The organism is bacterium (assembly GCA_037143175.1).
Taxonomy (GTDB): Bacteria; Verrucomicrobiota; Kiritimatiellia; order CAIKKV01; family CAITUY01; genus JAABPW01.
The window spans coordinates 1-10,197 of the sequence record JBAWZF010000076.1; the positions used below are offsets into that span (position 1 = coordinate 1).

Sequence of the window (10,197 nt, forward strand, 5' to 3'; positions counted from 1 at the left end):
GTTAGGGTGAGGGTGTGATTCGGATAGGCATTCCCTCTCCCTTGAGGGGAGAGGGCTAGGGTGAGGGTGTGATTCGGATAGGCATTCCCTCTCCCTCAAGGGGAGAGGGTTAGGGTGAGGGTGTGATTCGGATAGGCATTCCCTCTCCCTTGAGGGGAGAGGGCTAGGGTGAGGGTGTGATTCGGGAGTGAGTGTCGGAGACCATTATGGTTGAGTCAAAACTAGGCAAGATTCTTCTGGAAAAGGGGCTGGTTACTGAATCAGCACTTACCCAGGCAATTGCACGGCAGAAAGAAACCGGCAAGATGCTTGGCGAAGTCCTTTCAGAACTTGGTTTTGTCTCGCCTGATGACCTTGCCCGCGCCTTGGCCGATCAATTAGGGGTTCCTTACTTTGAACTCGGTGATGACTTCCGACTCGAGAAGGCAGAAGTCAAATTGGTGCCCGAGACAGTGGCGCGCCGCTATTGCTTGATCCCCGTCAAAAAAGAAGCGGGTCTTGTCATCACCCTCGTTATGAAGGATCCACTGGATGTTGAGGCGATCGACACCGTTCGTTCCTTAACACGAATGGAGATCCGTAAGGCCATCAGTTCAGAAGCCCGCATCCGGGCAACCATTGATAAATTCTATCGCCAGGAAGCTCATCTGGAGCGGGATCTGAAGGATATTGCTGAATTGCCGCCGGAGGTTGTGACGGGTGATGATCTCGAAACTCGCGGCAATGATGATCAATTGATGGTCAATGCCAATGATGCACCAGTGGTTAAGTTTGTGAACCTATTGCTCATGCAGGCGGTGCGGGATCGGGCCAGTGATATACATTTTGAGCCCGGCGAAAAGGACGTCACCGTACGGATCCGTGTGGATGGTCTTCTGCGTGAGATCACTCCGCCGCCCAAAGCCCTATATCAGGCCATTGCGACGCGTATCAAGATTCTCTCAAACATGGATATTGCCGAGCGGCGCTTACCGTTGGATGGCCGCTTTAAATTCAAGGTTCATGATCGGATTATCGACGTCCGCGTATCATCTCTCCCTGAAGCACATGGAGAAAAACTGGTCTTGCGGGTCCTGGATCGAATGGCGTTGATTGTGGATATGAAGGACATTGGCCTGGATGAGGTCATGCTCAAACGGTTTCAGAAAATTCTTCAGTCACCGAATGGCATTATATTGGTTACCGGTCCCACCGGGAGCGGTAAAACCACGACGCTCTATGCTGCGTTGAATTATCTAAAGGATCCCGCTTGGAATATCCAGACGGTTGAGGATCCCATTGAGTACCTGATTCCCGGTATCAACCAGATGCAGATCAAGCCTAAGATCGGGTTGGATTTTGCCGGGGCGTTGCGGGCTATTCTGCGACAGGATCCCGACATGATTATGATCGGTGAAATCCGGGATCTGGAAACGGCCCAGATCGCGATGCGGTCATCCCTTACAGGCCATCTGGTATTGAGCACGCTGCACACCAATGATGCCCCCTCGGCATTGTGGCGGATGAAAGATATCGGCATTGAGCCGTATCTGATTGCATCAACCATGAAACTAGTGATTTCCCAGCGGTTGGTCCGGGTGATATGCCCGCATTGCAAAAAGGCCATACAGCCTCATGAGGAATCTTTGGCCTATGCCACCAGCATTCTTCCTGAAGCCAGCAGTTGGACCTTTTATCATGGAGCGGGTTGCCAGAAATGCCTGAACACCGGGTATCGTGGACGGACAACGATATTTGAGTACTTAGAAGTTACCGATCCGATCAAGGAAATGGTTATAGCGGGTTCTAATTCGGTGGCCTTGCGGCGTAAGGCGATGGAGCTCGGGATGGCTCCCCTGGCAGTGAACGGCTTACGCAAGGTCCAGAACGGAACCACAACCATTGAAGAAGTAATGAGTGTGTGCTCAGGAGACTGATTATGCCCGATTATCGTTATTCAGCCAAAGACAGTAGTGGGCGTGAGGTGGCGGGGGTTTATTCCGCTGCATCGCGTTTCGAGGCCCTTTCGCAATTGCATGAACGGGGCCTCACCGTTACTGATATCAGTGATGAGGGGGTCGGAGTTGGCGGTCTTGAGGTGGTAAAGGTCCCTGTGAAAAAGGGAGTTGGTTTTGGCGGAATTTCAATGGCGGAAAAGGCAATATTTTGTCGCCAGCTTTCCATTTCAGTCAGTGCTGGCATCCCGCTACTTGAATCCCTGGAATCCATTGCGGCGGATTTAGAAAATGGGGCATTCCGGCGTGTATTGGAGCGGGTTTTGAAAAAGCTGGATGATGGCGCCCCTTTTTCGCAAGCGATAGCCGGGGAACCCAAAGTCTTTGATCGGCTATTTGTTTCCTTGATCCGGACAGCTGAAGAAGCGGGAAGTTTGACAGAAACCCTGAATTATCTGGCGACCTCCATGGAGAAAAATGACCGTTTAGCCCGCAAGATCAAAAGTATTATGGCGTATCCCATGTTTATTGGCGGTTTTTTCATTTTGATTTCAGGCATTATGACCGTATTTGTATTGCCTCAATTTCAGGATATTTTCGCCGGGTATGGGAACAACTTGCCGAAATTGACCCGGATGGTTTTCGCCTTCAATACGTTTTTAATCCATAACACGCTCTGGATTTTTCTGGGAATAGTAGCCGCCATCGTCCTTGGAACCATGTATGCGGCGACGTCTGTGGGGCGGTTACAAATTGACGGAGTGGTGATGCGTTTGCCGATTTTTGGGGATATCGTTCGTAAATTGGCCGTGTCACGCTTTTGCCGGAATTTCGGTATCATGATGGCCGGTGGCGTGCCTGTAGCCACGGCCATTGAAATCGCTGCTGAAGTGTTGGGGAATAAGGTCATGGAGGCGTCCATGAAGTCCACCCGGAACAAGATCATGGCAGGAAACAGCATCGCCTCCAGTCTTGATAAGAAAGTGTTCCCAAGATTGGTGGCCCGGATGGTGGGGGTGGGCGAGTCCTCCGGACGTCTTCCCGAGGTGCTTACGAAGGTGGCCGATGTTTATGAAGACCAGGTAGAGGGAACAATTATGGTGGCTATTTCGCTTTTAGAGCCCATAATAATCGCAGTGTTCGGCGGGCTTATTCTTTTATTGGTTATGGCAATTTATCTACCCGTGTTTAGTTCGGCGGGGAATATTCATTAGTCAGTAGGCAGTAGGCAGTGAGCAGTGAGCAGTAGGCAGTGAGCAGAGGGCAGTGAGCAGAGGGCAGTGAGCAGTGAGCAGTAGGCAGTGAGCAGAGGGCAGTGAGCAGAGGATAGTTGAATATGTTTTTACTCAATGGTCAACAAGGAGGTGGGCGGCAGAAGGTGGGGGAGTTTGGGTGGAGATGAAGTATTTGCAGGGAAACATAGTAAACAAACAAAAAGGAGAATGAAGATGAAATTGAGCAGGAAGAATAAAGCGGGTTTTACGTTGGTTGAGTTGATGGTTGTGGCGATTATTGTGGCAATTCTGGCAGCCGTTGCGATCCCGTTGATGACGGGTAATAAGAAAAAAGCGATGGCTACAGAAGCCCAGGCGGCATTGGGATCAATCCGCACGGCGATGCAGGTGTATAAGGCCGAAAATGGTAATTTCCCGACCGCAAACGCTGGCACCCACCCGTATGCCATTGCTAACTTCACCATCAAGACGAATGATCTTGCCGGTAAGTATTTTGCGGATGGCGATTATACCGTGCAGTCGGCTGCCGCTACCTACACAGCAACGGCAACGGGTTCAACAGGTGATGTCAATGGGTTGACGGTAACACTTACTGAGGCCGGAGCCTGGGGTGGAACGCTTCTTCAGTAATAGGCGTTTGACGTAAAAAGCCTCTCCTTAATTCTCTCTCCTCCTGCCGCAGGTTATTCAGCTTGCGGCGGTTAGGAGAGAGGAAAAAGGGGAGGATTCTTTTTCGTTTTGCTGTGATTTTAGTTCAGGGAAATGCATGGTGTGGATCGAATATTCAGTTGGACTTAAACGAGAAACAACGATGAATATGAAAAGCAAATCTGGTTTCACACTGGTTGAGTTGATGGTTGTTGCTATTATTGTGGCAATTTTGGCCGCTGTGGCGGTTCCGTTGATGACGTGGAATAAGAAGAAAGCATATGCCACGGAAGCCCAGACGGGTTTAGGTTCTATCCGTACAGCGATGCAGGTGTATAAGTCTGAATATGGCCATTTTCCGACTGCTTTGGCCGGCACCCATCCGTATGCTATTGCCAGCTTTACTATCAAAACAAACGATCTTGCAGGGAAGTATTATCTGGATGATGACTATACCGTGGAATCGGCTGCCGCTACCTATACAGCAACGGCAACGGGGTCAACGGGTGAGGTCAACGCGCTGACGATAACGCTTAATCAGGACGGAGTCTGGGGCGGGACGCTGCTCCAGTAATAGGCTGGGGTGAGGGTGTGAAAAGGGAGAATTACTGTGATCAGTTGGTCAATATCCGATATTGCTGGGATTCATCTGGGGGATAGCCATATCACGGCCGCCCGGTTGGTCAAAAAAGGGAAAAACCTTCCCGTTATCACTCATGTTGGTTGGGCACCCTACGACGCCTCCGCCTCGGAGAAGGATATTGCCGGGGTACTCAAGTCTTTTTGGCGTTCAATCCGGATGCCCACCAAAATGGTGTGTTCCTCGCTCCGGAGTTCATCGATGGTGATGCGCTATTTCAAGATGCCGGAGATGTCATTGCCCGAAATGAAGTCGGCCTTAGTTTTGCAGGCAGAAGAGGCGATGCAATTGACGCGGGATAAATTATCGATCGATTGGCATGTTCAGGAGCGGCCCAAGGGAGTTGGTGGATCGGTACATGCAATGCTTGAAGGGGTGCTGACTGCGGCCCCGGCCAAAGATGTGGAACGGCAGTTGGCAATCTTGACGCTCGCAGGGTTAGATCCCGTTATTGTTGATGTCCGGGCTATGGCGGTCGCAAATCTCTTTCTGTTATTGGATAATCAAGTCGGTGAGGCTTCGGTGTGTCTGGTAAATATGTCGCCCCATTCAGCTGACGTCATTGTGATGCGGAAATTAGGCGGTGTTTACCCCTATACCGTGTTTTGCCGGGCAACAACGTGGGAGCAGGCGCCAGGTTTTCTCAGCGAAAATATCCGGGATGTGTTGAAATACAGCGAGTATAAACTGGATTGGGACAGCGTGAAACGTGTGTTGTTAACCGGCGAGGTACCGGAGTCGAAGGTGTTCATCGATCATTTAAAGGATGATTTGAAGTTGCCGGTTGAGGTTTGGAATCCGCTGACCGTGATGACGGCCAAAGATCAGCGCGCGAAGGATAAGTTGGCCGAATCCTCAGTCAGCAATTCGTTGCTGGTGCCGGCCCTTGGATTGGCATTAAGGGGGGGCGTGATATGACAACGTATCGGTTTAACATGGCCCGCGAGCAGGTTTTGACGCTTGAGAAAAGACGGCTGTGGTTTCGCTGGGTGCTCTCCTATCTGGCGGTGGCGGTAGTGGCAATTGCCGCCGTGGCTTATTATTTGACTGTGTCCGTTGTGGATTTATCGGCGCGGAATACAGCGATGGATAAGGCGGAACGGCGTTTTTTACGACAGCACCCCAATGTTCGGGGTGTGGATGAGTGTTTGAGTAAGGTGACGGCGGAGTTGGCAGGACTGGCGGGTGCCTTGGACGCAGTGGCTAAGTTCAGGGCAACGGGAAAGAAACCGGCAGCCATTGTGTTAGGCCTCGCGGAGTCATTGCCGCAGGGAATGGATTTGGGGAAACTGACTTTGGATGGGGGCGATGCAGAGGGGACCGTCAAGGTCGAGGTATATGTTCCGTCCGCCATGAGTAAGGATGGAGGTTTGACTTTGCCAAATGTTATCGCACGCTGGGAAAGTTCGGCCTTGCTCACAAATCAGGTTCGACAGTTTACCTCAGAGAACAGTACGCGTGTGAACTTTGAGGGGCGTGATTTCTTGAGTTGGCGGTTTACAGGGGTTTTGGAGGGGATCACTCAATGAATCGTCCAACCGTCAAAACAGGGCAATGGGAGTTGGTAGTCTGTATTGCCCTGCCGTTAGTTGTCATTGCTGCCATGCTCCTTTTCGGTTTTATCTATGATCGAAAGCAGGAGCGGAATTTAATGCAACGAGCCAGTTTGTTGAACATGATTCCTGTTTTGGAGCAGAAGGCGGGCGCAGCTCATAAAGTTTTAAAGCCGTTTGTTATTCAAGGTGTGGCAAAGGATATGGCGGCAGATCTGTCCTTGAGTGTAAGTGATGCAGCCCAAAAATTTGGCTTTGTAATTCGGTCCTCCAATGTGGAAAAACAAATTGGCACGGGCACAGCGGTTTGGATGGATTACAAATTGACCCTGAGCGGAGACGGGCCGCTCGCCTCACTGATCGCGATGTTGGATTACCTGGGCCAGCCCCAACGTCGCTTCCAGGCCATACAGGTCAATATCAAGGCAGCCCAGTTGACCCCGGAAACGTCTTATTCCGCAGATCTGATTCTGGTGGTTCGGGTGGTGGTCGACCGGAATGGGGACACCGGCTTTGGGCAGGTGGGGAGCATTATTCCGGCCACGGCGGAGGCTATTGGAGCGAGGCTGGACAAGGCTACAGAAGGGGTTAAGACTTGGGCGGCAGAGCCTGTAAGTCTCTTATCGGTTAAAAAGCTGCAGAATCGTATGCCTTATGTGGAACCCGTTACAAGCCAGATAGAAGCTGAGCCCCAGGTATCCTTCCGTTTGACGGGAGTGGTCGGGAACAAAGCTGCTCCGATGATTATGACCGATCAGGGAGTGTTTGGCGTGGGTGATGAAGTGGATGGATTTAAGATTGAAGCGATTGGGGCAGACAAGGTCACCGTGGTCAGCAAAGGGGGGCGCCGGGAGATCGTGAGGCTGTATAGAGGCGGGGGTGGGTTGTGAAATCAGGATCCACACTGATCGAAGTAATGATGAGTATTATCATTTTGGCAGTTCTGGCGATTGCAGGGGCAGCTTATCTTGGACAGGCGAACTCGATGGTAGCAGTCCAGCGAAACCGTATGTCTGCTTTAGCGACTGCAAGCGGATACGTGGAGGAGATTCATGCAACGGATTGGTGGGGATCGGCCATGACCAATCGGCTGCCAAGCCCTAAAAGTTTTGTGACCAATACTGTGCGGCGTTCTGGGCCATGTACTTGGGTGAGTGTCTCTGCCGGAGTTACGGGATTTGTGACCAATAATGGGGTCAGTATGCCTGTTTCCACGCTGATCTACTACGTGGATGCTGATGGCGGAGGAAGTTCTTATGATTGTGTAGGGGCGACAGTATCGGTTGGGTATCGTTCAGGGCTAAGCAATCAACTAGTCCTTCATACCCTTGTCGGTCCAAGGTGGTGATTTTAATTATGAAGACCAAGCCTGGAAATGGATTCTCAGTCGTAGAACTCATGGTGGGTATTGCTTCGGGCGCTATGATTGCACTGGTGTTTGTGGCTCTTCTTGTATTCAGTTACAAGGGGTGGTTCAGGTTATCGGCTGAGCGTGATATGCTTCGTGAGGCTGATGTGACCATGCGTACCATGGATCGGATAGTCAGGTCAGGCAGTAATGCTGTAGTGACGGCGGGAGCGAGTAATTTGACTGTTCAAGTCGCCATGACAAATGGGGTGATGGTTCATTCTTTCCAGAAAACAGGGACTTGGCCGACGTCGCATCTGTTGTATACACCGCCGGGCGGGTCTTCGTCAGTACTTGTGTCAAACCGGGTGAATACGTTCAGCTGTGCTTGGTACCCGACTAATTCCCTTGTGACAATCAATTTGGGTTTGCGGGAGGGATCCGAAACACTTGATATGCCACTTAGCATATTTTTGAGGAATTAAGCCATGAGGATCGATATACAAAATAAAACGGGAGGGGTGCTGATATTGGTCATGGCCCTCGTTGTGGCAATAGGACTTACTGGCGCGGGGCTTATGGGGCTTGGCACGGGGAGCGGCATTGAGGTTTCGTATGGTGTCAACGATGCCAACGCTTTCGAAATGGCTCAGGCAGGGTTAGAGCGGTTTCGTGCGATTATTCGTACTAATAGCATGCCCCTGAATCTTGTTGGCCCTGGTTATCTGGGCAATAATGTTTTAACCAACTTAAGCAGTAAGGGCCGATATGCGGTCAGTACTGAAGCTTGGCCTGGTTGGAATAACAACACAAGTTACCAAGGATTTAAATACAAGGTGACCTCGGTGGGGGTATCCGTAGGGGGCTCCCTGCGCAGTCTGACGATGTGTGCAACCCTGCCGCGGTTCCCTAGTTTCATGCATGCTTCAAATTATGAGAAACTGGTTAACGGGCAGAGGATCTTTTTTTTACCGGGTGATGAAATCGATGGAAAGATCTATTCGAACGATCAGATCAATGTGGATGGCAGTTCAAATCCTAAACCTAGGTTTTTGCAACAGGTATTTTCCGCCGCCAGTAGTGTTTACTATCAAAATGGAGCAAATTCATCGGTTTTTATGGGAGGACTTAATCTCAATGCTGCACCGATTAGCGGGCAGTTCGTCGGTCAAAATATTACGGACATCAAAACTAAGGCGGAATCTTTGCAGGGAGGGCTATACGGCATTTCGCTAGTGGGCACGAATGCTGGGGACTACAATGTTATTTTTACAAATATTAGTAACGTGGGTTATGTCCGTTATGCCAAGGTGGGTTCGACTAACTTTACCTCCCGCACACTTTCCTCGATGAATGGGGCGATCTATATTAACGGCGATGCTACTGTTCAGGGAGTAGTTAACGGAAATGTTACTCTCGCTGCCCAAGATACAATTTTTATTACTAATGGAATAACCTATGCCTCCGCCACGAGTCCGAATCCATGGCAGACCAATTTTGTCAATAGTGCCGTGGATGATTCGTTGGGATTGTTGGCCTCCAATGCGGTGACGGTCTTAAGCAAGACCAGTATTAATATCCACGCGGCCATCATGGTTACAAGTGGGGATGGCGGTTTCGGCGCCCCCAATTGGAATACAACGGTGGCAACCCCCCGCCCGAATATTTATCTGTTTGGGAGTCTTGCCCAGTATCGGCGTGGCCTTGTATCGCAGGGGGCTTCGTATGGATTTAACAAAAAATATAAATTTGACGCGCGATACGAAACGTTTTCGCCTCCATATTTCCCATTGTTGGTTTATCAGTTCTCTTATTGGGGGCAATAAACTTATGAAGTGTATCGTGTGTAATGGCAGACAGTTTTGTGTAATCAATTTGTTAGCAACATGCAAAATGACAAAAGGGAAATGATAATGAAAACAGTAAACAAATGGGTAATGGTCGGGATGATGTCGGTAGTCGTGGCAGGGATGGCGATTGTGGGGTGTGAGTCGACAAAAAGTACGACTGATGCCATTACGTTAACACCAGCAAGTGCAACGCTCACGAATGCGTCGTCGGTGACATTCGTCGCGACACTTGGGAATACGAATATTAATGCTGTTCTGCCGCTAGTCTGGTCTGTTAATGATGAGTCGTTGGGGCATATTGAGGGTCGCGGAATGACAGCGGTTTATACCCCCACTGACAGGCATGGAAATAACAATATTAAGGTGCGGGATCAGGCGGATGGAGAGGGGATCGCGGTGGTGAGTCAGGTGGAAGCGGGGGATTCTGGGCCTGCAACTTCCAGTCCCGCAGTTTCCAGTCCCGCAGTTTCTGCCCTTACCGTTTCGCCGATCTCGACGACTATCGGTACCACTGAAACCAAGACTTTCATTGTGTCAGGTGGCACAAAGCCATATAACGCAAGTATGAAATATTCATCACTGAGCATCTATTCATCTGGTGGTTTTATTTCTAGTAGTGTTTATGAATATCACGCCAGTGGGGCTGGGACTAATACACTGACGTTTACCGACAGCGGTTCACCGGTGTTGTTCGTGACGGCAACCGTTATTCAACAATAAAAACCGATAGGGACAGGAAGATTGGTCGCATCAACTGGTAGGGCGAAGCCTCCGGCTGAGCCGGTGCTTATTCGACAGGCTGCTAGTCCCTACGGAATGAGGACTGTCCGGATTTCGTTGCGCAAGGGAGAATCGGGGTCAGCCCTGAATGGCGCTAAGTTAAGATAACTTGTTTTTGTTTTGGTGGTATTCTTCCATTATGCGGACGGGCTTTAAATGGGTGCAGGGGTCACATCGTAACAAGTAACATTTCGCGGATTCATCAGGGA

11 protein-coding genes are annotated in these 10,197 nt (G+C 50.3%); all 11 read left to right on the plus strand.

Features of this window, described 5'->3' with window-relative positions; genetic code table 11:
- The first annotated feature begins 206 nt into the window (after window positions 1–206).
- The 11 genes from WCI03_14370 to WCI03_14420 all read left to right on the plus strand — a co-directional run bounded on the left by WCI03_14370 (window position 207) and on the right by WCI03_14420 (window position 9,928).
- The gene (locus WCI03_14370; GenBank protein MEI8141037.1) at window positions 207–1,916 is read left to right on the plus strand and encodes an ATPase, T2SS/T4P/T4SS family; all 1,710 of its coding nucleotides are present in this window, start codon (window positions 207–209) and stop codon (window positions 1,914–1,916) included.
- Between the two features lie 2 nt (window positions 1,917–1,918).
- On the plus strand, window positions 1,919–3,148 hold the full coding sequence (locus WCI03_14375; GenBank protein MEI8141038.1) for a type II secretion system F family protein: 1,230 nt from the start codon (window positions 1,919–1,921) through the stop codon (window positions 3,146–3,148).
- Between the two features lie 228 nt (window positions 3,149–3,376).
- On the plus strand, window positions 3,377–3,799 hold the full coding sequence (locus WCI03_14380; GenBank protein MEI8141039.1) for a prepilin-type N-terminal cleavage/methylation domain-containing protein: 423 nt from the start codon (window positions 3,377–3,379) through the stop codon (window positions 3,797–3,799).
- 181 nt (window positions 3,800–3,980) lie between these two features.
- Entirely contained in the window at window positions 3,981–4,391 is a 411-nt protein-coding gene (locus WCI03_14385) for a type II secretion system protein (GenBank protein MEI8141040.1), read from the plus strand.
- 36 nt (window positions 4,392–4,427) lie between these two features.
- Complete coding sequence (gene pilM / locus WCI03_14390) at window positions 4,428–5,375, plus strand: pilus assembly protein PilM (GenBank protein MEI8141041.1); 948 nt, start codon at window positions 4,428–4,430, stop codon at window positions 5,373–5,375.
- Window positions 5,372–5,986, plus strand: coding sequence for a hypothetical protein (locus WCI03_14395; GenBank protein ID MEI8141042.1), 615 nt, complete (start codon window positions 5,372–5,374; stop codon window positions 5,984–5,986). The genes pilM and WCI03_14395 overlap by 4 nt, the downstream gene beginning before the upstream one ends.
- A complete protein-coding gene (locus WCI03_14400) occupies window positions 5,983–6,900 on the plus strand; it encodes a hypothetical protein (protein MEI8141043.1) in 918 nt (305 codons plus the stop codon). The genes WCI03_14395 and WCI03_14400 overlap by 4 nt, the downstream gene beginning before the upstream one ends.
- Window positions 6,897–7,358: a hypothetical protein gene (locus WCI03_14405; protein MEI8141044.1), complete on the plus strand. Its 462-nt coding sequence runs from the start codon at window positions 6,897–6,899 to the stop codon at window positions 7,356–7,358. The genes WCI03_14400 and WCI03_14405 overlap by 4 nt, the downstream gene beginning before the upstream one ends.
- Window positions 7,359–7,366: 8 nt before the next feature.
- A complete protein-coding gene (locus WCI03_14410) occupies window positions 7,367–7,843 on the plus strand; it encodes a hypothetical protein (protein ID MEI8141045.1) in 477 nt (158 codons plus the stop codon).
- A 3-nt stretch (window positions 7,844–7,846) separates the two neighbouring features.
- Complete coding sequence (locus WCI03_14415) at window positions 7,847–9,184, plus strand: hypothetical protein (protein ID MEI8141046.1); 1,338 nt, start codon at window positions 7,847–7,849, stop codon at window positions 9,182–9,184.
- An 87-nt stretch (window positions 9,185–9,271) separates the two neighbouring features.
- On the plus strand, window positions 9,272–9,928 hold the full coding sequence (locus WCI03_14420; protein MEI8141047.1) for a hypothetical protein: 657 nt from the start codon (window positions 9,272–9,274) through the stop codon (window positions 9,926–9,928).
- Window positions 9,929–10,197: the final 269 nt, after the last annotated feature.

Bases quoted from the DNA above. Each gene is read 5' to 3' on its own strand.
- WCI03_14370 (MEI8141037.1), top strand. From the start codon at position 207: ATGGTTGAGTCAAAACTAGGCAAGATTCTTCTGGAAAAGGGGCTGGTT.
- WCI03_14375 (MEI8141038.1), top strand. From the start codon at position 1,919: ATGCCCGATTATCGTTATTCAGCCAAAGACAGTAGTGGGCGTGAGGTG.
- WCI03_14380 (MEI8141039.1), top strand. From the start codon at position 3,377: ATGAAGATGAAATTGAGCAGGAAGAATAAAGCGGGTTTTACGTTGGTT.
- WCI03_14385 (MEI8141040.1), top strand. From the start codon at position 3,981: ATGAATATGAAAAGCAAATCTGGTTTCACACTGGTTGAGTTGATGGTT.
- WCI03_14395 (MEI8141042.1), top strand. From the start codon at position 5,372: ATGACAACGTATCGGTTTAACATGGCCCGCGAGCAGGTTTTGACGCTT.
- WCI03_14400 (MEI8141043.1), top strand. From the start codon at position 5,983: ATGAATCGTCCAACCGTCAAAACAGGGCAATGGGAGTTGGTAGTCTGT.
- WCI03_14410 (MEI8141045.1), top strand. From the start codon at position 7,367: ATGAAGACCAAGCCTGGAAATGGATTCTCAGTCGTAGAACTCATGGTG.
- WCI03_14415 (MEI8141046.1), top strand. From the start codon at position 7,847: ATGAGGATCGATATACAAAATAAAACGGGAGGGGTGCTGATATTGGTC.
- WCI03_14420 (MEI8141047.1), top strand. From the start codon at position 9,272: ATGAAAACAGTAAACAAATGGGTAATGGTCGGGATGATGTCGGTAGTC.